Origin of the sequence: Prauserella cavernicola, from assembly GCF_016595675.1 — a bacterium.
Classification (GTDB): Bacteria; Actinomycetota; Actinomycetes; order Mycobacteriales; family Pseudonocardiaceae; genus Prauserella_A; species Prauserella_A cavernicola.
The window spans coordinates 927550-951622 of sequence record NZ_JAENJH010000001.1; the positions used below are offsets into that span (position 1 = coordinate 927550).

22 protein-coding genes are annotated in these 24073 nt (G+C 72.9%); 16 read left to right on the top strand and 6 right to left on the bottom strand.

Annotated features, from left to right (window positions below):
• Window positions 1–181 precede the first annotated feature (181 nt).
• From JHE00_RS04445 to JHE00_RS35505, 4 genes are all read left to right on the top strand, one after another.
• Window positions 182–655, top strand: a complete 474-nt coding sequence (locus JHE00_RS04445; protein ID WP_200314982.1) for a hypothetical protein — start codon at window positions 182–184, stop codon at window positions 653–655.
• 7 nt (window positions 656–662) lie between these two features.
• Window positions 663–4913, top strand: coding sequence for a cation-translocating P-type ATPase (locus JHE00_RS04450; RefSeq protein WP_230422797.1), 4251 nt, complete (start codon window positions 663–665; stop codon window positions 4911–4913).
• A 486-nt stretch (window positions 4914–5399) separates the two neighbouring features.
• The gene (locus JHE00_RS04455) at window positions 5400–5675 is read left to right on the top strand and encodes a hypothetical protein (protein WP_200314984.1); all 276 of its coding nucleotides are present in this window, start codon (window positions 5400–5402) and stop codon (window positions 5673–5675) included.
• Between the two features lie 37 nt (window positions 5676–5712).
• A complete protein-coding gene (locus JHE00_RS35505; RefSeq protein ID WP_268958183.1) occupies window positions 5713–5841 on the top strand; it encodes a hypothetical protein in 129 nt (42 codons plus the stop codon).
• A 154-nt stretch (window positions 5842–5995) separates the two neighbouring features.
• On the opposite strand, the gene JHE00_RS04460 is transcribed toward JHE00_RS35505, so the two are convergent.
• Entirely contained in the window at window positions 5996–7432 is a 1437-nt protein-coding gene (locus JHE00_RS04460) for an NAD-dependent succinate-semialdehyde dehydrogenase (RefSeq protein ID WP_200314986.1), read from the bottom strand.
• Between the two features lie 192 nt (window positions 7433–7624).
• Window positions 7625–7840: a hypothetical protein gene (locus JHE00_RS04465; RefSeq protein ID WP_200314988.1), complete on the bottom strand. Its 216-nt coding sequence runs from the start codon at window positions 7838–7840 to the stop codon at window positions 7625–7627.
• A 131-nt stretch (window positions 7841–7971) separates the two neighbouring features.
• Between JHE00_RS04465 and JHE00_RS04470 the strand changes: the two genes are divergently transcribed.
• From JHE00_RS04470 to JHE00_RS04520, 11 genes are all read left to right on the top strand, one after another.
• Window positions 7972–10353 (top strand): helix-turn-helix domain-containing protein, encoded by a 2382-nt coding sequence (locus JHE00_RS04470; protein WP_200314990.1) that lies wholly within the window; start codon window positions 7972–7974, stop codon window positions 10351–10353.
• A gap of 127 nt (window positions 10354–10480) precedes the next feature.
• Window positions 10481–11701, top strand: coding sequence for a hypothetical protein (locus JHE00_RS04475; protein ID WP_200314992.1), 1221 nt, complete (start codon window positions 10481–10483; stop codon window positions 11699–11701).
• Entirely contained in the window at window positions 11698–12048 is a 351-nt protein-coding gene (locus JHE00_RS04480) for a hypothetical protein (RefSeq protein ID WP_200314994.1), read from the top strand. The genes JHE00_RS04475 and JHE00_RS04480 overlap by 4 nt, the downstream gene beginning before the upstream one ends.
• The gene (locus tag JHE00_RS04485; RefSeq protein WP_200314996.1) at window positions 12045–12854 is read left to right on the top strand and encodes an ESX secretion-associated protein EspG; all 810 of its coding nucleotides are present in this window, start codon (window positions 12045–12047) and stop codon (window positions 12852–12854) included. The genes JHE00_RS04480 and JHE00_RS04485 overlap by 4 nt, the downstream gene beginning before the upstream one ends.
• A 32-nt stretch (window positions 12855–12886) precedes the next feature.
• A complete protein-coding gene (locus tag JHE00_RS04490; protein WP_200314998.1) occupies window positions 12887–13234 on the top strand; it encodes a YbaB/EbfC family nucleoid-associated protein in 348 nt (115 codons plus the stop codon).
• The gene (locus JHE00_RS04495) at window positions 13231–13563 is read left to right on the top strand and encodes a type VII secretion target (RefSeq protein ID WP_200315000.1); all 333 of its coding nucleotides are present in this window, start codon (window positions 13231–13233) and stop codon (window positions 13561–13563) included. Before JHE00_RS04490 ends, JHE00_RS04495 begins: the two co-directional genes overlap by 4 nt.
• On the top strand, window positions 13560–14519 hold the full coding sequence (locus JHE00_RS04500) for a hypothetical protein (RefSeq protein ID WP_307831812.1): 960 nt from the start codon (window positions 13560–13562) through the stop codon (window positions 14517–14519). The genes JHE00_RS04495 and JHE00_RS04500 overlap by 4 nt, the downstream gene beginning before the upstream one ends.
• Window positions 14520–14554: 35 nt before the next feature.
• Window positions 14555–15820 (top strand): hypothetical protein, encoded by a 1266-nt coding sequence (locus JHE00_RS04505; protein ID WP_200315002.1) that lies wholly within the window; start codon window positions 14555–14557, stop codon window positions 15818–15820.
• A gap of 15 nt (window positions 15821–15835) precedes the next feature.
• Entirely contained in the window at window positions 15836–16294 is a 459-nt protein-coding gene (locus tag JHE00_RS04510; protein WP_200315004.1) for a hypothetical protein, read from the top strand.
• Between the two features lie 13 nt (window positions 16295–16307).
• Complete coding sequence (locus tag JHE00_RS04515; protein ID WP_200315006.1) at window positions 16308–17450, top strand: alpha/beta hydrolase; 1143 nt, start codon at window positions 16308–16310, stop codon at window positions 17448–17450.
• Window positions 17451–17605: 155 nt separating this feature from the next.
• On the top strand, window positions 17606–18643 hold the full coding sequence (locus JHE00_RS04520) for an alpha/beta hydrolase family protein (protein ID WP_200315008.1): 1038 nt from the start codon (window positions 17606–17608) through the stop codon (window positions 18641–18643).
• Here JHE00_RS04520 and JHE00_RS04525 read toward each other — a convergent pair.
• Together JHE00_RS04525 and JHE00_RS04530 are read right to left on the bottom strand one after the other, a co-directional pair.
• Window positions 18610–19218 (bottom strand): TetR/AcrR family transcriptional regulator, encoded by a 609-nt coding sequence (locus JHE00_RS04525; protein ID WP_230422798.1) that lies wholly within the window; start codon window positions 19216–19218, stop codon window positions 18610–18612. The two genes, JHE00_RS04520 and JHE00_RS04525, sit on opposite strands and share 34 nt — an antisense overlap.
• 24 nt (window positions 19219–19242) lie before the next feature.
• Window positions 19243–20739 (bottom strand): MFS transporter, encoded by a 1497-nt coding sequence (locus tag JHE00_RS04530; protein ID WP_307831813.1) that lies wholly within the window; start codon window positions 20737–20739, stop codon window positions 19243–19245.
• 107 nt (window positions 20740–20846) lie between these two features.
• Here JHE00_RS04530 and JHE00_RS04535 point away from each other — a divergent pair, with 107 nt between their 5' ends.
• Window positions 20847–21734: a DUF2268 domain-containing putative Zn-dependent protease gene (locus JHE00_RS04535; protein WP_200315010.1), complete on the top strand. Its 888-nt coding sequence runs from the start codon at window positions 20847–20849 to the stop codon at window positions 21732–21734.
• Window positions 21735–21752: 18 nt separating this feature from the next.
• Here the strand turns inward: JHE00_RS04535 and JHE00_RS04540 are convergent, their stop codons facing one another.
• Window positions 21753–22676 carry a hypothetical protein gene (locus JHE00_RS04540; protein WP_200315012.1) on the bottom strand — a complete coding sequence of 308 codons (924 nt, stop codon included), beginning with the start codon at window positions 22674–22676 and terminating at the stop codon, window positions 21753–21755.
• Window positions 22673–24058, bottom strand: coding sequence for a hypothetical protein (locus JHE00_RS04545; RefSeq protein WP_200315014.1), 1386 nt, complete (start codon window positions 24056–24058; stop codon window positions 22673–22675). The genes JHE00_RS04540 and JHE00_RS04545 overlap by 4 nt, the downstream gene beginning before the upstream one ends.
• Window positions 24059–24073: the final 15 nt, after the last annotated feature.

Sequence of the window (24073 nt, forward strand, 5' to 3'; positions counted from 1 at the left end):
TGCGCAACCGGTTACGCACATCGCTCCCACAGAGCGGGAACGCGAGCCGCGCCGGAGCACGCGCGGCCGTCACGACGCTAGATAGTCCACAGTGGACACTCAGGTCGATCGCTCGGGCTTCAGTTGATGTTCTCCCGCTCGTAGGCTGGGAGGTCACGCAAGTCCTCTCGAAGGAGGCGCCATGGCTGCCAACGGATCCCGGACGACGACCACACCGGCTGCCGCTCCGCGCACGGCGACCATGCGACTACCTTTCGTCACGGCGGAGTTCCGCGCTCCCGACGTGCATCTGCCCCGCGTCTCGATGCCGCAGGTCTCCCTGCCGCACGTGCCGGTGCCCAGCAGGGACGAGCTCACGGCGGCCGCCCGCACGGCGCAGGACTACCTGCCGTCACCGAGGCAGGCCGTCTACTTCGGAGGGTTGGCGGCGATGGTGGCGTTCGAGCTGATCGAATGGCCCGTCGCGCTCGCGATCGGTCTGGGCACCGCGCTCGCCGGACGCGGAGAGACCCCGGCGACCTCGGCGACTCCGGCACCCGCTGCCGCCAAGCCCGCCGCCGCGGCCACGTCGAGATCGTCCGGCGGCGGACGTTCCCGGTCCTCCTCCGCCAAGTCCTCCACCAAGAAGGCCGCCCGCGACGGCGGATCCTCGTAACCGCGGGATGCGCCTGCCGAACCCGGTCGAGGTGGCCCTGTCGATCGCCAGGCCGGTGGCCGCCTCGCTGCACGAGATGACAGGCCCCGATACCTGGCGCGGACGCTGGCGGTCGGGCGAGCGCACGCACGTCGAGGTCCGCGGCGTGCACCAGCCGGGGACCGAGCGCGCCGCCGCCGACCTCGAAGCGCGGTTGCTCGAGGTCCCCGGCGTGCGCGCGGCCGAGGTCAACAGCGTGTTCGGCCGCGTCGCGGTGAGCCACGAACCCGACGTCCCGGTCGGCGAACTCACCACGGCGATCTCCGAGATCGAACGGTTGTGGCAACTGCGCGGCCGGACTCCGGCCGGAGCCCGGCATCCCGCGAACCCTGGCCCTGCCGTGCGCGAGCTGCTGGCGATCGGCATCAACCTCGCCGGCTTCTCGTACTCCGTGGCGGGGCGGCTGCTCCCGCTGCCGTCGCTGCCGCCCGTGGTGCCCGCCCTGCTGTCGCTGGTCGACTCGACACCGCGGCTGCGGGCGCCGGTGGAGCGTGCGCTCGGCGGACCGGCGACCGACGCGCTGTTCGCCGTGGGCGGCTCGCTCGGGCACTCGCTGGCACGGCGTCCTGTCACCCTGGTCGCCGACACCGTGTACCGGTTGTGCCTGCACCGGGAGATCACCGCACGGCGCAGGGCGTGGCACGAGTGGGAGGGACGCCCGCAACGCGCTGCTCCCCTGGTCCCCGTTCAGCGCGCCGCGCCGCTGCCGTACGGGCCGGTCGAACGCGTCGCCACGGCCTCGGCGGCACTGGGACTCGCCGGGTCGGCGGCCTCGCTCGCACTCACCCGGGATCCGCGGCGCACCACCGCGATCGTGCTGGCGGGCGTGCCCCGGCCCGCCAAGACGTGCCGGGAGACCTTCGCCGCGCACCTCGGCACCCACCTCTGCGGCTCCGGCGCGCTGGTGCTGGAACCGGAGGCGCTGCGCAGGCTCGACCGCGTGGACACCGTCGTGCTGCACCACGACATCCTGCGCACGGGCAGGCGGGTTGTCGATGAGTTGCTGGCGAGCGTGCCGGACCTGCCCGCGGCCGTGGTGCTGCGCCACGCGCACGACCTCGTCGGCACGCCCCGCAAGGGAAAGCGCGGCACGGACTGGTCACTGGCGTCACCGGGGGACGTCTCGTTGCCCGGCACGCTCGCGGGAGCCGCGGCGGGCACGGCCGTCGTGGTGCTCCGCCGCGGCAGGCCGGTCGGTGTCGTGAGTGTGATCGCCGAACGGGAGCCCCTGGCCGAGGCCGTCGAGCACGCCGCGGGAGAGGCGGGCACGGTGGTGCACGCCGACTCCGGGCTCACCGCGACGGTGCGGCACCTGCAGGCGGAGGGCCACGTCGTGGCGGTGGTGTCGGCGGGCGCCAGGCGCGCGCTGCACGTGGCCGACGTCGGCATCGGCGTGCACGGTCCCGGCCGGGATCCGCCGTGGGACGCGGACGTACTGTGCGGCAGCCTCGCGCAGGCGTGCGCGCTGCTGCGCGCGGTCGGCTTCGCGCGCCGCGCGAGCCGGCACGGCACCGCACTGGCGATCTCGGCGTCGGCGCTCGGGGCGCTGTTCGGCACGCTCGGCCCCGCGGGCACGGCGGCGAGCCGAGCGGCGTTCCCCGGCAACTTCGCGACGTTGCTCGCCGTGGGAGCGGGCACGTGGGCCGGGATGGAGGCGAGCAGGCTGCCGGCACCGGTCCCCCAGGACAGCACGCCGTGGCACGCGATGTCGCGGCGTGCGGTGCTGCGCCGACTCGACAGCGGCAGACAGGGACTCGCCGAGCGCGAGTCCGCACGGCGCAGGCAGGCCGAGCCCGCCGGTGACCAGGGAACGGACCCGGGCGACTCGGGCCTCGTCGTCGCCGCGGCGGAGGAACTCTCCGGTCCGCTCACCCCCGCACTGGCCGCCGGAGCCGGTGTGTCGGCCAGCCTCGGGTCGGTCACCGATGCCGTGCTGATCACGGGCGTGCTCGCCGTCAACGCGCTCATCGGTGGCGCGCAACGGGTCGCGGCCCAGCGCGAGCTGCGCAGGCTGCTCGACACGAGCGCGCTGCGCGTGTCGCTGCGCCGACCGGACAGCACCCGCCCCGAGCGGGTCGAGCTGCTGGCGCCGGGCGACGTGCTCGAACTCGCCGCGGGCGACGCCGTGCCCGCCGACTGCAGGCTGCTCGAGGCGCGGTCGCTGGAGGTGGACGAGTCCAGCCTCACCGGGGAGTCGCAGCCCGTGGCGAAGACCGCGCGCCCGTCGGCGGCGCGGGCGATCGCCGACCGCACGTCGATGCTCTACCGGGGCACGGTCGTGGTGGCGGGCAGCGCGGTGGCGGTGGTGGTGGCGACCGGCGCCCGCACCGAGGCCGAGCGCGCGGTGCGCGGCGACGGCGAGCGCGCCCCGGTCACGGGCGTCGCCGCACGGCTGGCGGAGCTGACGCGCACGACCCTGCCCGCCACGATCGGCGCGGGAACCGGGCTGCTGCTCGTGGATCTGTTGCGGCGCAGGGGTTTCACCCGCTCACTCGGCCGCGCCGTGAGCCTGTCGGTGGCGGCGGTGCCCGAAGGACTCCCGTTCGTCGCGACCGTCGCCGAGCTCGCCTCGGCCCGCAGGCTCGCCTCCCGGGGCGTGCTCGTGCGCAGCCCGTCGACGATCGAGGCGCTCGGCCGGGTCGACGTGCTGTGCTTCGACAAGACGGGGACCCTCACCGAGGGCCGGATCCGGCTGCGCGCGGTCTCCGACGGCACGCGGACCCTGCCGCTGTCCGAGCTCACCCCGGAGTTGACCGACGTGCTCGCGGTCGCGGTCCGCGCCGGCCCGTGGCGCGACGGGGACGCGGCTCTGCACGCGGCCGACACCGCCGTGCAGGCGGCGGCCGAGGAACTCGGCGTCGGTGCCGAACACGGGTTAGGCGGCCTGGACTGGCTCGACGAGCTGGGCTTCGAACCGTCGCGCGGCTACCACGCGGTGCTCTCCGCCGCGCTGGACGGCTCGGTGCTCAGCGTCAAGGGCGCACCGGAGGCCGTCCTGCGCGCGTGCACCCGGCTGCCCGCAGGCCGCGGGCCGCTCGACGACGACGCGCGGGCCGCGATCGAGGCCGAGGTCTCGCGCCTGGCGAGCCACGGCTACCGCGTGCTGGCGGTGGCGGAGCGCCGCGCGTCCTCCGCACCGGAACTGCTGACCGCCCGGGTACGCGAGCTCGAGTTCCGGGGCCTGCTCGCGCTCGCCGACCCCGTGCGGCCCACCGCGGCCGCCGCCGTGGCCGAGCTGCGCACGGCCGGTGTCGACGTCGTGATGCTCACCGGCGACCACCCCGGCACCGCCGAGGCCATCGCCACCGAACTCGGCCTCGGCGACGGCGGGCGGGTGCTGACCGGAGCCGAGGTGGACGACACCGGCGACGACGAGCTGGCCGCGCGGCTGCGGGACGTCGCGGTGGTCGCGCGGGTCAGCCCGGCGCAGAAGGCGCGCATCGTGCGAGCGCTGCACCGGGCGGGGCGGGTGGTCGCGATGACCGGCGACGGCACCAACGACGCCCCCGCGATCCGCCTCGCGCACGTCGGCATCGCGGTGGGAGCCAAGGCCACCGCGGCGGCCAAGGAGTCCTCGGACCTGCTGATCACCGACGACCGCATCGAGACGATCACCGACGCGCTGGTCGAGGGCCGCGCGATGTGGGCCTCGGTGCGCGACGCGCTCGCGATCCTGCTGGGCGGCAACCTCGGCGAGGTCGCGTTCACCGTCGTCGCGGGTCTGTTGAGCACCCGGGACGCCCTCAACGCCCGGCAGCTGCTGCTGGTCAACCTGCTCACCGACGTGCTGCCCGCGATGGCCGTGGCGGTGCGACCGCCGCCGGGCGTCGAGGCGCGGGAGCTGCTGGAGGAGGGCCCCGACGCCTCGCTGGGCGGCGTGCTCACCCGCGAGGTCACCGTGCGAGCGGTGACCACGGCCGCCTCGGCGCTGGCCGCCTGGCTGCTGGCCCGGCCGGTGAGCACCGGCAACCAGGCGGCCACCACGGGGCTCGTCGCGCTCGTCGGCGCCCAACTGGGACAGACGATGGCGGTGCGCGGCCGGACCCCGCTCGTCCTCGCCGCGGGAGTCGGGTCGCTGGCGGTTCTGGTCACGGTGGTGCAGGTGCCCGGAATGAGCCGGTTCTTCGGGTGCAGCCCGCTGCTGCCGCACCAGTGGGGCGTCGGACTCGGCGCGTCGGCGGCGGCGATGGCGGCGGAGTGGCTGCGTCACCGCACGTGACGCCGTGAGTGCCGCCGTCGGGCGTTCCGCTCGGATTCACCGGCGGGACACCCGGCTCGTTCCACGCTCGTCACCCGCGACGGGGATGGTCGCGGGTGACCGTTTCTCGTCAACTCAGGAGCCCCGCGATGACCGACTTCTTCGCCACCGTTATCGCCAAGATCGCCGCGAACCTCATCGAATCCCTCGTGCTGCGGGTGGCCGAGGCACTGTTCGGCGGCACGCCCCGGCTCGCCGCGGCCTGACTCCGGCAGCGCGATCCACTGTGGACCGGCCGTCGGCGGCACGCGCGACGGTCGAGATCGAGGCGTGCTTCTGCTAGCCTGCCTCCCATGCGGCTGCCCCTAACGTCGAAGCGAGACGTAGTAGTGAGGCGCGCCGGCTGAACCCAGGTCGCCGGCGCGCTGTCGGCGACCCCACGCTCACGGGGAACCCTTCTCGGGACCTGGCCCGGATCCTGTCGATCCTCGAAGCTGGAGATCCCCCATGACCGTCGAACTCGGCACCTCGCCGCAGTCCCTGCGCGCGGCCTTTCCCATGCGCCGTCGCATCGCCACCTACTTCACCGGTGGAGTCGAAGGCCTGTCCACCCTGTCCGCCGCGCTGCACGAAGGCGGCTACCAGGTGCACGACCTGACCGTCGACATCCGCGACGGCGTCGCCGAGAGCAGCGTCGTGTGCACCATCCTGACCGCCGACCTCGACCAGCTGCTCGACGACCTGCGCGAGCTGCCCACCGTCGTCTCGGCCGAGCGGTTGTGACGCCGGGGCGTGTCGCGCGCGCCCTGGTGTTGATCGGATGAGCGCGCCGGGCCCCACCGCGCACCCCGCGGATCGCGTCAGCCCGGCCGACACGTGGCGGTGGCTGCCGCCGGTGGCGCTCGTGCTCGCGGCCGCGGGCGTGCCGGTCTGCTGTGCGGCTGGGTGAGGGCGTACAGGAGACCGATCTGGCTCGCCCACCTCGCCCGAACTCGGGCTCGGCGCCGCCACGGCGCTCTGGGCCGGGTACTGAGCCCGGCGAACGCACAGCGGCCCCGTGCCGGTCTCGCTGGACCGGCACGGGGCCGCTGTCACGTCCTCGCTCAGTGCGCGATGGCGACCGAGCGCGTGTTCAGGTATGCCTCCATCGCCTCGGGGCCGCCCTCGGAGCCGTAGCCCGAGTCCTTGACGCCGCCGAAGGGCAGCTCGGCCGACGGCATGGCGGGCATGTTCACCCACAGCATGCCGACCTCGACCTTGCGGGTCAGCTGGTCGGCCGTGGCCAGCGACCGGGTGAAGGCGTACCCGGCCAGGCCGTAGGAGAGCCGGTTGGCCTCGGTGATCGCGTCACCCAGGTCCTGGAAGCCGCGAATCGCCGCGACCGGGCCGAAGGGCTCCTCGTTGAACAGCTTGGCGTCGGCGGGGACATCGTCGAGCACCGTGGGAGCCCAGAAGTTGCCCGCGTCGCCGATGCGCGAGCCGCCCGAGAGCACCGTGGCGCCGCGCTCGACGGCGTCGGCGTACAGGGTGGACATCGCGTCGATGCGCCGGGAGTTGGCGAGCGGACCCATCTCGGTGCCGTCGGCCAGCCCGTCACCGACGTTGAGGCCGGTGGCGAACTCCGCCAGCGCCTTGGAGAAGTCCTGGCGCACGGAGTCGTGCACGAGGAACCGGGTCGGCGAGATGCAGACCTGGCCCGCGTTGCGGAACTTCGCCCTGGACATCGCCTTGACGGCGAGCTCGACGTCGGCGTCCTCGCAGACGATGACCGGCGCGTGCCCGCCCAGCTCCATCGAGACGCGCTTCATGTGCTGGCCGGCCAGCGCCGCGAGCTGCTTACCGACCGCGGTCGAGCCGGTGAAGGTGATCTTGCGGATCGCCGGGTGGGCGATCAGGTACTCCGAGATCTCGGCCGGGTTGCCGTACACCAGCGCGAGCACCCCGGCGGGCAGGCCGGCGTCCTGGAAGGCGCGCACGAGCGCGGCCGGGCTGGCCGGGGTCTCCTCCGGCGCCTTGACGATCATCGAGCAGCCCGCGGCGAGGCCCGCACCGAGCTTGCGCACGACCTGGTTGATCGGGAAGTTCCACGGCGTGAAGGCCGCGACCGGGCCCACCGGGTCCTTGACGACCAGCTGCTGGATCGCGGGGTTGGCGCGGTGCGGCACGGTGCGGCCGTAGACGCGGAAGCCCTCCTCGGCGAACCAGTCGATGATGTCGGCACCGGCGAGGATCTCGCCCTTGGCCTCCACCAGCGGCTTGCCCTGCTCCTGCGTCATCAGCGCGGCGATCTCGTCGGCACGGGTGCGGACCAGCTCGGCGGCCGTGCGCATGATCTTGCTGCGCTGCGCGGGCGTGTAGTCACGCCACACCTCGAAGCCGCGGCGCACCGAGTCGGCGGCGAGGTCGAGGTCCTGCCTGCTCGCGTGGGCCACGCGCCCGATGACCCGGCCGCTCGCCGGGTTCTGCACGTCGATCGTGCGCCCCTCGGCCGCATCCAGCCACTGATCGTCGATGAAGAGCTGGGTGTCTGGATAGGTCATCGAGAAGCCTCCCTCGGGGCGTGCTCTCGCACGCGGCGTCTGCGGACGATGTTCGGCGCGACCGCGGCACCACGGGACCCTGCGGAGCGCGGCGAGGCGTTGCCACCACGACGGCGCCACGCGGATCGAACCGGGATAGCGGTCGCCCCCCGACCGTATCGGCAACGGCGATCGCGCACGTCATGTGATCGGTCACGATCTCCGGCCGGGTGGCAGGAGCAGCAGCATCAGCGCGCCGAGGCAGCCGCTGCGCCGTGCTCCGGAACGGACCTCGAAGTCGCCACCCTCCTCGGCGCCGGGGTGCCGCCGCCGGTAGTGCAGCGCGAGACGCTCGGCGCCCTCGGCGTCGTCGCCCCACGGCGTGCGGTAGCCGCACTCGCCGCACCAGTACCTGAACTTTCCCGGCATCCTGTTCCTCCTCGCCTCGGCCGAGTCTCACCTCCGGCGCAGGTCAGGCACCAGGTCGACCACCTGCCATTCGTGGCCGGTCGACCTGACTAAGATCATCTGGCCCCACCGCCTTCCTGGAAGGACCCGACGTGGCCAACCGGTTCGGTGTCCTCCTGCGCGACGCGAGACGGAAGGCCGGGCTGACCCAGGACGAGCTCGCCGTGCGCTCCGGGGTGGGTGTGCGGACCATCCGCAGGCTCGAGACCGGCAGCGGCACCGACCCGCGCATCGGCACCGTCACGCTGCTCGCCGACGCACTGGACGTCTCGCCCGACGAGCGCCGCCACCTCCTCACCGCCGCCGACGGCCGTGACCCCGGACCGGAACCGGCACCCGAGCAGGCAGGGACCCCGGCGCCCGCGCGCGAGCCCGAGCGGCCCGTGCGCCTGCCCGCCGTGCCCGCCGAGGTGGCGGAGGCCGCCGACAACCTGGCGAGGGTGATCGCGGCCCGGCTGCGGCGCGAGGAGGAGCTGCGCCGGGTGCACGACCCGTTCCCACTGCCCGTGCGGTGGAGGCAGGCACCGGAGCACCTCGCCGATCACTGGGACAACATCTGCCGCGTGCCCGCCGGCGTCACGGCCACCCCGCTCGACCTCTCCGGCGAGGTCCGCGACATCGCCCGCGCCTACCGGGACGTGCCGTCGCGACGACTCGTGGTGCTCGGCCGCGCCGGTTCGGGCAAGACGGTACTGACGCTGCGGTTCGTCCTCGACACGCTCGCCGCACGCGATGCGGGCGACGCCGTTCCCGTCGTGTTCAACATCGGCTCGTGGGACCCCACGGCGACGCCGCTGCGCACCTGGCTGGTCGACCTGCTGCACCGCGACCAGCCCGGTCTGGCCGCCGCTGCTCCCGGCGGGGCCACGCTCGCGGCCGTGCTCGTGGACACCGGGCGCATCCTGCCCGTGCTCGACGGCTTCGACGAGATCGCGGGCGGCCTGCACCGTCCCGCGCTGGAGGCGCTCAACGCCCTGTCGATGCCGCTGCTGCTGACCAGCAGGTTCGACGAGTACGAACGGGCCGTGACGGCGGTTGACGTGCTCACCTCGGCCGCCGTGGTGGAACTGACCGACCTCACCCCCGACGACCTCGCCGGGTACCTCCCCCGCACCGCCCGCCGGGTCACCGCCGCCGACGGCGCCACCGGAACCCGGTGGGACGTCGCGCTGGCCGCGCTGCGCGAGCACGAACCCGCCGAGGGGAGCGCGGCGGCGCACCTCGCCACGGTGCTCACGACCCCGCTGATGGTCGGGCTCGCGCGCACCGTCTACAGCGACTCCCGCGACCGCGACCCGGCCGGCCTGCTGGACACCACCCGTTTCCCCACCCCCGAGTCCATCGAGGAGCACCTGCTCGACACGTTCGTACCCACCGTCTACAGCGGCGAGGCGCCCTCGTCACGGGGCGGGGCCGCGCAGCGCGGCTGGGAGGTCGACCGGGTGCGGCGGTGGCTGGGCTTCCTCGCCGACGATCTCGATCGGCGCGAGACGACCGACCTCGAGTGGTGGCGGATGGGTGGCCCGCTGCGCCGCTCGACCCGCGCCCTGCTCGTGACGGCCTTCGCGTGCCTGGGCACGACGCTGGCCCATTGGCTGTTCTTCACACCGACGGCAGGGCTCGTCTTCGGCCTTCCCCTGTCGTGGAGCCTCGTACTCATGGACGGGCTGCTCAGCGGCATGGTCGTCGGAGTCCCCATTGGTGTGGTGTTCCTGCTGACGGTGGTGCGCACGGGCGGAGTCGCGGAGCCGACGAGGATGCGGGTACGGCTGTTCGACCGGTCCAGCAGACAGCCGGGCTTCCCGCGCAAGGTCGCCGGCCGGTTCGCCGCGGGAGCACTCGGCGGTGTCATCGCCGGCGTCGCCTACGGCGTCGTGGGCATTTTCGTGAAAGCTCTCGCACCGTACCTGCCTCTCCCCTCCGACCCGGTCGCGCTGGTGCGGCTGCTCGTCACCGACTCGATCGTCTACGCCATCACCTTCGGACTCACCTGCGGTGTGGTGCTGGCTCTCGCCGCCGCGCTGGAGGCACCCGCCAACCTCACGACGGCGACCAGTCCTGCCGACCTGCTCTCGGCCGATCGCACGACGACATTGCGGCTGGCCGGCACGCTGGCGGTCACGCTCGCACTTGGAGTCACCGTCATCGGGTTCCCCGCGTCGGCCGTCGTGGACGCCCTCGCCGGTTCTCAGTGGTTCGCGATCACGTGGGACGCGCTGGCCGGCCTGACGATCGGGGTCACGGGCGCGCTGGGCGCGGCCGTCGGCTACGTCGTGGCCTTCACGGCGTGGGGAGACTGGCTGGTGTTCACCCGCGTCCGCCTTCCGCTGCTCGGCAGGCTGCCGTGGAAGGTCAACGCGTTCCTCGACGACGCCTACCGCAGGGGCGTGCTGCGCCAGTCGGGCGCGGTCTACCAGTTCCGCCACGCCCGGCTCCAGGAACACCTCGCGAAGGCCCATCGCACCGGCCGCTGACGCCTTTCGCCTGGTCAGCACCACCGGCCACGGATGGCCTCCTCGTGACCTTCCGCGCGAACGCCGCCCGCCGGGAGCATTCCGGTCACGCCGAGAGAGCACTCGGTGACCGGAAAGGGGTTCTGGGGTGGCAAGCGAGACGTCAGCGGCGGCGACGGGCACGTCCGGCGGATGGGACGTGTACTTCGGCAGGCCCGCACCGCCCGAAGGTGGAGTGAACTGGGACGCGTACAGCCACGACGAGCTGTACCAGATGCTGTGGCAGGACGCCGACGTCGCCGACGTCAGCACCATCGCCGCGGAGTGGTCCGAGCACCGGGCCGCGCTCGTCAACCACGCCGAGGTGCTGCGCGAGCAGCGGGCCGCGCTGGTGGAGAGCTGGCAGGGCACGGGCGCCGAGGAGGCCGCACGCAGGCTCGGCGTACTGGCCGAGCGAGTGGAGAAGATCGCCGAACTGGCCCACGCGGGTCAGCAGGCCGCGGAGCAGGCGGCCGACGCGCTGGCCAGGGCACGGGCCTCGATGCCGCCTCCGCCGGGCGACGCGTCCGCGCCGATGACCGACCCGGCCACCAACTGGGCCGGGCTCACGTCCGCCCCGGCCGGCACGCCGTCGGCGATTCCCGGCGCGTCCGCGTTCCTCCCGCCGCGCCCTGAGACAACCGCTTCGACGGCACCGAGTTCGGCGGCCGACCCTGGCGCCGCGTTCGGTGCCGTCGGCGGGGCGGGGTTCAGCTTCTACGTCGGCGCGAACACCACCGACCTGCAGAAGCAGCAGGCGGTCCGTTCGATGCAGACCTACGAGTCGAGCCTGACGAGCTCGAGCCAGCTGATCGGCCAGGCGCAGGGCACGATCCCCGCGGCCGCCACGATGCCGCGCAGCGCGACGACCCCGGCCGCCGCGGGCAAGCCCCGAGGCGCCCGGTCAGCGGCCGGCGGGCCGTCGTGGCACCAGCTCGTGCGCTCGGGAAGCTCCAGCGGGATCGCCGCGCCGGGGCCGGTCTCCGGCGCGGCGCTCGGGGCCGTCGCGGGCGGTGTCGCGGCGGGGATGGGCGCCGCGGCCGGACCCGGGGCCACGAATCCACTGGGCCAGGGCATGCGGGTCGGCTCGATGCTGCCCGGCGGGCCGGGCTCGCCGGCCGCGCTGGCCGCCGCCGAGACGGCCGCCGCCCGCTCCGGCGCGATGGGCGGCATGGTGCCGCCCGGCGCCGGCACGCGGGGCAAGGCCGACGACGAGGACCACGAGAACCACCTGCCGACGATCGACCACCGGCTCTTTCCGATGGAGGAACCGGGCAGCGAGGCGGTCATCGGCCTGGGACAGGGCTTGGGACAGGAGGAGCACCGGTGAGCGCACGCGACGGACTCGAACTCGAGCTGGACCTGCTCGGGCAGCGAATCACGACACTGGCGCAGCTCGGCGACCTGACCGGCGACCTGGTGGCCACGGCCAGCAGGCTCGCAGAGCGGTTGCCGATGCTCGGCACGGCACCGCCCGCCGTGCACCTGGCGATGCGGCTGCGCGAGGCCGCGGGCGGCTCCGGGCTCGCGGGCGAGGTGGAGGCCACCGAACGTGAGGTCCGCGAGTACCAGCAGATGCTCGACGAGGCCAAGACCAAGTACCAGGACCACGAGCAGCGCTCCGGTGAGGACCTCGCGGCTGGCGCCGAGCGAGGCCGGGAACGGGGCCGGCCATGACACTCTCACTCGAGTCGCCGCCCGAGCCCGCCGTCCGGTTCGGACTGGCGGAACTAGACCTGCTCGCCACCTACGCGGGCGCCCGGCCGCCGTTCCCGTTGCGGGTGCCGTCGGTCGGCCGGATCGAGGATGAGCGCCGCGCGCTGCTGGGCTCGGCGGGCCAGGCGCTGGCCGAACGCGGGCTGGCGACGGGCAACGGCCCGCTCGGGCTCGCGGCCGACCTGGTGGAGGCGCTGCGCGGGCACCGCAGCACGGTCGACCTCGTCGTGGCCGAGGGCACGGAGACGACCGGCGTCGTGGCGATGGTGTGCAGGCACCACACCGTGGTGTGCCGCCAGTCGATCGGCGGCGAGCCCGGCCCGGTCACGGTCACCCGCGTCCGGACCGCGGCACTCACCGACGAGTTCACCGTCCGGATCCCGAAGGCCGCGCCCGCGCCCGCCCTGCCGATCACCCTGCCGCCCGGCGTCGTCGGCGACGCGACGCGGCTGCTCGAGAACACGACGGGCGAGGCCGCGCCGCTGCGGCGGGCCCGCGAACTGGTCAGGGAACGCGGGGGCGACGAGTCCGCCGTCGACGCGCTCGTGACGCTGCTGCCGTCGGTGGTCGGCCGGGGCCAGCTCGGCGTCGTCGTCCGACCCGAGGGCGGCCACGCCGAACGGCCACGCGAACTGTCCTGGTTGGACGGATCCCGCGGCAGGGTCAGGGTCGATCACGACGAGCGCGGCTGGGTGAGCGTCAACCCGTTGCGGCACAGCGAACTCCTGCGGGAACTGCGCGACGCGGCGGCACTCGCCCGCGGCTGAACCACACCACACGACAGCAGAGGGGACACATCATGGAACCAGCACAGTGGCTCGCGGACTACCGCGACCGGCTCGAACGCGCGGCTCACGGCGCACGCCAGGCCCAGGAGAGCCTGCGCGAGGCAGGGGCGACGGCGAGGTCGCCGCGGGGTGAGGTGACCGTCTCGGTGACCGCCACCGGCGCGCTCGACGGCGTTTCGCTGACCCCGATGGCGCGCAGGCTCGAGGCCGAGGCACTGGCCGAGCTGATCGTCGCCACCGCACGGGAGGCTCAGCGGCAGGCGGCCTCACGCACCACCGAGGTGATGGCGGGCTACCTCGGTGACAACGCGGCGCTCACCCAGATCACCCGGCACGTGCCCGCGGAGGTCGTGCGATGACCGGCACCCCGTCGTACCAGGTCGATCCCGAGCAGCTGCGCTCCCACGCGAGCAGGCTCACCGCGCACGCCGACCAGCTGGCCACCACCGGCGCGGCGCTGCCCGCGGAAATGGGAGCCCAGTCGCTGGGCGCGTTCGCACAGTTCATCACCGCGGGTCTCGGCTCGGCGATGCAACGCACGATGGACGCCTTCGGGCACGCGTCCTCCACAGTGGACACCGTGAGCGGTGCGCTGCGCCGCGCGGCCGATGAGTACCAGAACTCCGACTCCGACCACGCCACCGGACTCACCGGCATCGGTTCGCGCCTCGAGGAGGGCCCACAGTGACCACGACGACAGCGGCGACGCCGGAGACGCCGGAGCGCGACGGCGATGAGCGCTCCGCGGTGGAGATCAGCACGGCGCTGGCCGACCTGCGGCTCGCCGGCGACTCCGTCGACAGCAAGGAATTCCTCTCGGTGGAGCTCCTCGGCGAACCCGTGGTGTCGCTGAGCATGCTGGGCTCGACGGCGAGCCCGTTGTCGGCGCTGGCCAGCGCGGGCTGCGACTTCCTGACCCCGGTGATCTCGTTCCTGGAGGAGCCGCTAGGCCAGCTGCGGGGCGAGCCGGACTCGGTGTCGGGTCCTGCCGGGCAGCACGAGGACGCCGCACGCGGTGGCAACGCCGTCGCGCAGGACTACGGCTCCACGGTGGAGAACGAGACCAGCGAGTGGTCCGGCGCGGGCAAGCAGAACTACACCGAGACCGCCACCAAACTGGTGGACGGCATCGCCTCGGTCGCCGAGACGGCGGCCACCAACGCCAAGGCGATGATCGCGGCCGGCGAGGTCGTGGCACAGGTCGTCGACATCGTCACCAGGCTGATCACCGAGGCCGTCGGCAAGATCGTGCCGATCATGACCGAGGCGATCGCCGCCGCACCGGCCACGTTCGGGGCCAGCATCGCGCAGGCGATCCCCCAGTGCGTCGCGATCGCCGTGGACTACGCCGGGCAGATCGCCGGCAAGCTCGCCGCGCTGCTGACCACCGGGGAGAACCTGGTGAAGCTGATCGAGGGCGCGGTGGGCGTGCTCGAGGTCGTCAAGGAGGGCCTCACCGTCATCGGCGAGCTCGCGGGCGGCGACTCCGCCGGCGAGCAGGAGCCGACCGAGTCCACGGAGTCCACCGAGTCCGACGAGGACACCGGGACCGGCAGCGACACCACGACCGAGATCGAGCCGGACGACGAGCCGGCACCCGAGAACCCGCTCGACGGGGACTGGACGCCACTCGCCCGGTCCTGAGCCGCGCGACGACACACCGACCAACTGGGGGCACCATGAGTTTCACCGTCGACAAGGAGGCCGTCGCCGACTTCGGCTACTACCTCGGAGCCGAAGCGGGCCAGGCACTTCCGCTCATCGAACGGCTCGCCCGCGACGAGGGCATGAGCGACCACGGCTTCACCGGACTGCTGGAACCGCTCGGCGCCGCGGTCAACGGGCCGTCGTCGGTGCTGGTAGGCACGGCGTTCAGCGAGATGCAACGCAAGCTCTGCGACCTGGGTGACGGCGTGCTCTCGGCCGCCAGCAGCTACGGCGTCGTCGACCACAGCAACGCGGCCCTGATCCAGCGCGCCGGGCTGGAGGGCGACACCAACGAGGAGATCGCGTTCGGCGGTTACGGACGCGACGGCTTCGACAACCACACCGAGGACGGCGGCTCCCGGTTCCAGTACACGCAGACCGACATCCCGGACATCGAGCGGCCGGACACCAAGTACTCCGACGACGTCCCCAGTCACGGCATGGAACTGAAGGTCCTCGACTGGATCTGGTCGGAGTTCAACATAGACGGTGGCAAGGGTTTCACCGACTCGATCATCTCGCCGCTCGCGGGCAACTACAAGAGCATCGAGGCCAACGGCGAGGCCTGGGAGAGCGTCGGGAAGAACTTCGGCCTGCTCGCGGCCAACCTGGGCGCCAACTCCACCACGCTGGCCACGCACCACTGGGAAGGCCCGTCCGGTGAGCTCTGCAAGGAGTTCCTCGACGTGTTCTGGGACAAGGGCGCCGCGTGGGCGGGCGAGCAGATGGGACTGTTCGTCTCGAGCGGGTTCGCCAAGATCGCCGACGTCTCCAAGAAGATCGCCGACATCGCCATCCGGTGCATCAACACGATCATCAAGGTGGCCAGGAAGATCGCCACCAAGGCGCTGCCCGTGGTCGGCTGGGCCTGGACGGCGATCCAGTCGGCCGGCAAGTGGCTGGGCAAGGTGATCGGCATCGACATCGACGATCTCTACGACGACATCATGCTGATCAAGCACACGGCGCAGGAGGTCTTCGCGCTCTACCAGGCCATCAACGACATCGTGACCACGATGCAGGAGTACTTCACCACCATCCAGGAGCTCGTCGAGACGGTGCGGGCGATCCCGGAGATCGGCGGTCTCTCCGATGCCGTGAGCACCGCCGAGACCATCAACGGCAACCGCGAGCAGCTGCGGCAGCAGCAGGACCGGCTCACGCAGTCCGTCGGGGACGCCCGGGGCGCGCTGACGGAGCTGGACGGTATCGCTCGCGACGTCGCGGGCTCGCGCTGAGCGAGAGGAGCACTCATGAACCCGGCAGGGATGCGCACGCCCGCGATGGAGCGGGCCGAGCGCGAGCTGGACGCGCGCATCGACCACGCCTACGCCGTGATGTACGAGGCGGAGGCGGAGATCGAGCAACTGGAGCGGGATTTCGGCGTGGTCGAACCACCGTCCGATGAAGACGTCGAGCGGGTGAGGGCGTTCGTCCTCGGCCACGGGAGGACTCCGGAGTGGACGCCGGTGCTCGACCGCGTGGAGGAGGGCGTGCTCACCTGGCGCCAGATCGTCGAAGGACTCGCCACCGGCTCCACGGGGCGCGAGATCGCGGCCGCGTTCGCGTCGTTGTCGCGGGTGCCACCGGCCGATGCGGACACGCTGGTCGCGATCGGGGTGGCCCGCGAGACCGAACCGGAACCACAGCAGGAACCCGACGACGAGCCGGGACGCCCACGCCGCCGGATCGTCCGGTTCGGGCCGGAATAGCGAGGAGGAACGGATGAGCGGGAGCACCAACCGCGCCGCCGGGTTCCGTCGTGTCGTGGGGGCACGACGGCACCGGGCGAGAGGAAGACTAGCGGCGCTCGGCATCGCGCTCGCCCTGGTGAGCGTGCTCGGGCTGACGGGAGCCGCCCCCGGTGCCGTGGCACACGCCGCGCCCGTCTTCACCGACGGGCACGGGCTCACCGTGGTGCAGCAGCCGCGGTGGGTGGACGAGCACGAGCGGACGTTCACGTTCACGGTGCGCACCGGCGAGGTGCCCCGGTACTCGGCCATGCGGGGCCAGGTCTCCGGTGAGCACGTGATCATGGTGACGCTGCCGGAGGGCTACGACGCGTCCGGCGAGACCCGCTACCCGGTGCAGTACCACCTGCACGGCCACCCCGACTACCCGAACACCGCGACGAACCAGCAGATGTTCGAGGAGTCCACGGCGGGCGGCGTGCCGCTGATCAGCGTGGCGCCCAACGGTTCCGGTCGCGGCTGGTACGCGAACTGGACCGATCCGCCCGAGGAGCTCGGGCAGCAGAACTGGGAGAACTTCCACCTGGGCCAGGTGATCCCGTTCGTCGACGCGAACCTGCACACGGTCGCGAACCGGGACGGCAGGGCGATCTCCGGGCACTCGATGGGCGGCTTCGGCGCGTTCCACTACGCCGAGAGCAGGCCGGAACTGTTCGGCCACGTCGGCAGCTTCTCGGGCGGTCTCGACCTGCTGAACCAGGCCCAGCGTGCCGCGGTGGTGGCCACCACGCAGCTCCCCGGCAGTGGCACGCCGACGGTGCCGCCGGACGCGATCTTCGGCTCGCCGGTGTGGCCATTGGACACGGTGTGGAACGAGACGAGCCCCGCGCAGCACGTGGAGGCGCTGCGCGGCATGGGCGTGGCGATGTACACCGGCAACGGCGGCGACCTGACCGACAACCCGCCGCAGGCGATCGCCGAGAGCGTCGTGCGCGACACCACCCTCGTCACCAGGGACCACCTCGTGGCGGCGGGCATCGAGCACACGCTCGTCGACTACGGCGACGGCAGCACGTGGGCGCGGGGCTGCACCGGCAAGCACGCCCAACCCGCGTGCCTGAAGGCGGACATGACCCACTACGTCTCCCTCCTGATGCAAACCCTGACCCACCCCTGACGCCCGTGACCCACCGTGACCGCGGTGAAGGGCACCTTTACTGCATCCAACGCAGTAAAGGTGCCCTTCACCGCATACGGGGGTGACGAAAGTGAGGGGTCGGGGTTGCGGTTCGGCAGGTGTGGACCGGGCCGGGGGTACAGAGACTGGGCGGCATGAGAATTCTTGCTGTCGTCGCCGCGGTGGTGCTCGCGCTCGTGGCGCCCGCGTCCGCGTCCGCTCACACGTCGGTGGCCCTGCCCGGGCCCGGCGGGTCGTACCCGATCGGGCAGCGCACACTGCACTTGACCGACCCCGACCGCGCCGATCCGTGGCAACCAGAACGACGCCGCGAGCTGATGGCCACCGTCTGGTATCCAGCGTCACCAACGGGGCAGAGTGCCGACTACGTGACCCAGGCGGAGTCGGCGGCGATGGTGTCCGGGCTCGGGCTGGACCTGCCCGCCGACGCCTTGCAGCACATCGGTACCCACGCGGACCGGAACGCGCCACCGCTGCCCGCGGGTGGGCAGGGCCGCGCGCTCGTGGTCCTCTCCCCCGGCGCGGGCAACCATCGCGCCACACTCACCACGCTCGCGGAGAACCTGGCCTCGCGGGGCATGGTGGTCGCGGCGATCGACCACGCCTACGAGGCCGCCGACGTCGAGTTTCCCGGCGGCCGGGTGCTGCCGTGCCTCGCGTGTGAGGCTCAGGGGCAACCGTGGCCGGACGCCGTGGCGAACCGCGCCGACGACGTGTCGCTCGTGGTGGACCACCTGCTCGCCCAGGGATCTCCGCGCATCGACCGCACCCGCATCGGTATGGCTGGCCACTCCGCGGGCGGCGCGGCGACCGCGGAGGCGATGGCCGCAGATCCCCGGATCGCCGCCGGGGTGAGCCTGGACGGGCCGCTCTACCGCGAGGTCGCCGTGGACCGCCCGTTCGCGTTGTTGAGCAGCCCCGTCGGCGAACGCGAGTTCGGAGACGGCTGGGACGCCGCGTGGCCCGCGCTGACCGGCTGGAAGCAGCGCAGGCACCTGCCGGAGACCGGCCACTCGTCGGCCACCGACAACGGCTACCTCATCGACGCGCTCGGACAGCGCGACACCGTGCCGCCCGACGCCTGGGACCGGCTGTACGGCACGCAGGACCCGGCCGAGGCGCTCGGCTTCTTCCGCGACTACCTCGCCGGGTTCTTCCGCGCCACGCTCTGACGCGTGCCGAGCGCCTGCGACAGCACCGCGTGCACGTGATCGACGTCGGGTTTCGCGCCCTCCAACAGGATCGCGGCGCACAGGCCGTCGGAGGCGGCCACCACGGCGTCCACCGCACACGGGTCTGCGGTGCGGCGCCGGGCGAGCTCGGAGACGGCCTCGCGCCAGCGACGCGCGACCGGGCGCAGGGCTGGGCGGCGGGCCGCCAGGGTCGACAGCTCGCGCTCGGCCAGCGCGCGAGCGCGGCCGGGGCCCGCCGACTCGGCGATCAACTCCGCCAGGCCGCGCAGCTCGTCGCTCTCGCCGTCGAGAACGAGCCGGACCCGCTCGGTGTAGTAGTCGGCCACAGTGGACAGAGCTGCGACGAGCAGGTCGTCGAGGGTGGCGAAGTAGTAGTTGCTCAGGCTCGCGGGCACCCCGGCCTCGCGAGCGACCGTGCGATGGGTGACGCCTGCCGCGCCGTCGCGCTGGACCACCCGCAGCGTCGCCTCGATGATCTCGGCGCGGCGGCGCTGTCCCCTGGCCCTGCGCCCGTCGGTGACGGGTTCGGCCGACGTCATCGGCTGTTCGGTCATCGCACCTCCTCGGCTCCGGCGAGCCTAGCCGGAGCGCGCGACGTCCGGCTCGGCGTCGAGCGGGCGCACGCGGCGCAGGGCCAGCGTGCAGAACACGGTGGCGACCGCGATCACCCCGCCCGCGGTCACCGCGGAGACGTTGAGGCCCGTGGTGAAGGCGGCACTCGCGCGCTCGAGCACGGGGGCGGGTGCCCGCTCGGCCACCGCGGCCGACAGGCTCTCGGCCGCGGTGGTCTCGCCCGGCATCGCCGCCCGGTAGACCACGGTGGTGAGGCTGCCGAGCAGCGCGACGCCCACCGCGATGCCGAGTTCCTGCACGGTCTCCGACAGCGCGGCGGCGGAACCGGCCCGCTCGGGCGGAGCGGCGCCCACCACCAGGTCCGTGCCCAGCGCGGCGATCGCTCCGAGCCCGAGGTACACGAGCGCGAAACCGGCGACGACGACGACCGGGCTACCGGGTCCGACCAGCGCGAGCAGGCCGTAGCCGACGAGCGAGATCGCGAGCGTGCCCGCCATGACCGTGCCGGGTGGGAGCCGCCGCGCGAGCACCGGCGCGGCGATGGCCGCGACGAGCATCGCCAGCGCGGGTGGTCCCATCCAGATCCCCGCGACCATCGGCGAGTAGCCCTCGACCAGCTGGAGATACTGCGTGACCAGGAACATCACGCCGCCCACCCCCATCAGGCCGACGAGCAGGACCGCCAGTGCCGCCGAGAGCGCGCGGTCGGCGAACAGCCGCACGTCCAGCAGCGGCGAGGGCAGTGCGAGCTGTCTGCGCACGAACACGACACCGGCCACGCCACCGACCACCAGCGCGAGGCCCGTCCACGCGTCGAGGTCCCCGGTCGCGGCGTGCTTCACCGCGTAGACCAGCGGCAGGATGGACGCGAGCGACAGCGCCACGCTGAGCAGGTCGATCCGGTGCGAGGTCGGCGCCCGGTACTCGGGCAGCACCAGCGGCCCCGCGATCAGCAGCACCAGCACCACGGGCACGGCCACCAGGAACGCCGAGCCCCACCACCAGTGCGCCAGCAGCGCGCCGCCGACGACCGGCCCCGCGGCCATACCGAGCGCGAACATCGTGGCCCACACGCCGATGGCCAGCGCCCGTTCGCGCGCGACGGTGAACAGCGTGCCGATGAGCGCCAGTGTGGACGGCATGAGCGTCGCCCCGGCGACACCGAGCAGGCCGCGGGCGGCGATCAGCAGCTCGGCGCTGGTGGAGTACGCGGCGATCACCGACGCGACGCCGAAGGCCGCGGCGCCGATCAGCAGCAGCCGCCTGCGCCCGATCCGGTCCCCGAGCGTGCCCATCGTGATCAGGAACCCCGCGATGAGGAACCCGTAGGCGTCCATGATCCACAACGTCTGGGTGCCGCTCGGGTCCAGGTCCGTCACCAGGCTCGGCAGCACGAGGTACAGCACGGTGACGTCGAGACCCAGCAGCATCGTGGGCAGCGCCAGCAGGGCGAGCCCCCACCACTGTCTCAGTCCCGCACGGCTCGTTCCGGTGTTCTCCACGACTCGTTCCCTCCACGGCGGACTAGTTGAACACTAGTACTAGTTGTGCATGCGTTCAACTAGTGAGGCTGGAGTCTCCTGTCGCTGGAGGCTCTACCGTCGTGGACATGACGATCACGGTTCTCGACACCTACCCCGCGATGCGCGCGATCCTGGACTCGCCCCCGGCCGACCGGCCCGGTCTGCTGCGGGACATGATCGAACCCGCCGCGGGGATGTACCGGTACTTCCCCGGCGAGGTCGACCTGGTCGCGATGCACCACGCCGGTTCGGGTTTCCCGCTCGACCGCGACGAGCAGCGTTGCGCGGAGGCGCTGGAGGCATTGCACGACGCCGACGCGTGGGGCCGGATCGGACGGGCGCTCGAGGCCGCCGTCGCCGCGCAGCTCGCGGCGACCCCCGGCATCACGGTGCCGGACCTCACCGTCCCGATCGTCCTCGGCGATCCCGGCGACGAGCATTTCATGGGACCGAACCTCGGCATGAACGCCAACGGCAGCGTGCCGGGACACGTGTTCCTGAACTTCTGGCCGTACCCGGAGAACCTGGCCCGGCTGGAGGCCACCGCGGTGCACGAGCTGAACCACAACCTGCGCTACAGCCCGGGCGGGGTGGTGTGGGATCCGGCGTCGGTGACGGTCGGCGAGCAGGTCGTGTCGGAGGGACTGGCCGACGCGTTCGCCCGCGAGCTCTACGGCGACGACCTGGGCCACGCCCGCATCGGCGTGCCGCACCTGCACGACGACGCGGTGTTCGACAAGGTCGTCTCCGGGCTCGACGTGACCGGCATGCACAACTTCACCGCGTGGGTGCACGGCGACGCGAGTGCCCTGCGCTACGGCGCGACCCCGGTCGGCCTGCCGACGGGCGCGGGCTACGCGGTCGGCAACCGGCTGGTCGACGCCTACCTGGCCGCGACCGGCCGCACCGCCGCGCAGGCCCTGCACGCCGACCGCGACGAGATCATCGGCACCGCACTGGGCCGGTCCCGTTAGGACGGGCGATCCTCCCCGTCAGCGTGCCGTCGCCCGCTCGGCGAGCCTGGCGAGCCTGCGGCCCTTGTCGGTCAGGTTCTCGACCCGGCCGCGGAGATGGCGCGCGCGGCCCTCGTCCATGGTCGAGAGCTCACCCAGCAGCTCGGTGTAGTCGGTGACGAGCGATCGGTACCTGGTCACGAACGAACGCTGGTCCTCCGTGGCCGTGCCCGCGTTCACCCGCCGCCGCAGCCGTGCGTACACGCCGTCGAGCTCGATGATCTGCTGTGCCAGCACGGCGGCCGCCGCGCCGAGCGCGCTGCGGGCGTCGTGCGCGGAGTCCCTGCGCTCCTTGCGCGCCGCGGCGAGCCTGCCCGCCCGGCGCGCGGCGAGGTAGATGATCGTGGCACCGACCAGCACGGCGCCGATCGCGGCCGCGGCGATGAGGTAGCGGGGCAGTGACGGGGTGACCGTGCGCGCACCGTCCGGTACCAGCTCCGCCTTGACGAGCTGGTCGTAGTTCACGGCCACGAGCTTGAGCGCCTCCAGCGGCCGGTCAAGGAACTGGTCGATGCCGCGGCCGATGATCGTCTCGATGACCACGCCTTCGCCGATGTCCTCGGTCGTCCGCGTGCACGGGTAGGAGTCGTAGTCCTCCTCCCCCGGGCTGAGCGGGAGCAGCACGGTGCCACGGGTCGCGCCCTCGGTGCCGTCGCAGACGTCCCGCAGATCGGTACCCGGTTCGAGGAACGCCACGGTGAGGCGGCGGTTGCCGATGATCCGCTCGGCGGCGGCCTCGTCGATATCGATGCCGGGCGCCACGTGGACCGAGGACCCGCGCAGGTCCTTCGCGACCGCGCCGTCGAACAGTCCGCCCGTCCACAACGCCCAGCCCGCGAGCGCGGCGCAGCCGAGCACGGCCATGCCGAACAGGGTGCCGAAGAACTGGGTCAGCCGCCTCATCCGAGCCCGCCTTCGAGGTAGTTGCGCGGCCGGTAGTCGGTGCGGCCGAGCAGCCTGGCGGTGTCGTCGAGCTCGCTCTCGGCGTCGTCGAGCAGTGCCCGTACCTGCCGCGCCGGAAGGTCGGAGTCCAGCGCGTCCCGTGCCGCGTCCAGCTTGCCGATGCCGCGGGTCAACGCGGGATCGCTGCGCTCGTCGGTCAGCCCGGACACCTCGATCGCCAGCGCGGTGAGCCCGGCGAGACGAGCGCGCGGGCCCGGCGTGCGCGCCGTGTTGTGCCGCGACAGTGGCCGCAGCGACAACACTACGAAACCCACCACGCAGGCCGCGAACAGCCACGGCAACGCCGGCAGGGTCACCGTCAGCGGGTCCGGCGGCTCGTACGGCAGCGGCCGGTCGAACAGCCCGGCGTAGCGGACGTCGGTGACGTGGTTCAGCCACACACCGAGCACGTTGGCCTGCGGGTAGCCGTCAACGCTGAGCCGCTCGTCGAACCGGGAGTAGAACATGGTGGAGACCAGCTCGGCGAAGTCCGTCGCGTTCGGACCGTCGTACTCGATCCACGAGCCGTATAGCACCACGACCGGCCGGTCGGGAAAGAGCCGCGTCAACGCGGGCCCGTACCGGGCGATCGGCTCACCGATGTCCTGCGTGGGCAGGGCGACGTAGAGCGCGTCCTCGTCCGGGAACGCCGTCTCCGATGGCCGTTCCGGGACTCGCTCGAGCGTCGCGCCGTCGGCCACGTGCACCCCGTCGGCGCGCAGGTCGGCGGCGACGGTGTCCAGCTCGGCACCGCTCGGCTCGCGCCACCGGAACTCGGGCGTCGTCTCCGGTTCCGGCTCCTCGCGCTCGGCCACCTCGGTGATCAGTGTGATCAGCCGGCCGGTGACGTCGGCGGTGCCGAACTGGGTCCGCCACCCGGACAGACGATCGGCCACGACCACGTAGCCGTCGCCGGTGATCTTGGTGCCGAAGATGGCGATGGTCGCGTTCTCGACCTCGCGGACCTGTGAGCGCTCGTCCTCGTCCAGTCCGGGCGGGGCGACGATGATGCGGATGTCTGCGTCGCCGATCGCCTCGGCGACGTCGCGCTCGTCCCACCGTGCGACCGCGCCGGGCAGCCGCACCACCGGGTCCGCCGCGACCATCGCGGTCATCTCCTCGACCGAGGGCAGCGAGCTCTCGCCCCGCGCGCCGGTCTCATCGCTCTCGGCGTCCTCGTCGCTCTGCTGCCCGGCGTCGGACGGCGACGGCGAGCGCCCGTAGCTGACGTCGATCCCCTGCGTTCGTTGCGCCAACAGGAAAACCACGAGCGTCACGACGGCCGCGCCGAGCAGCGACCAGCGCACCCACTCCCTCGTGCGGCGGGCCGTGCGCTCAGCCACGACGAGACTCTCGGC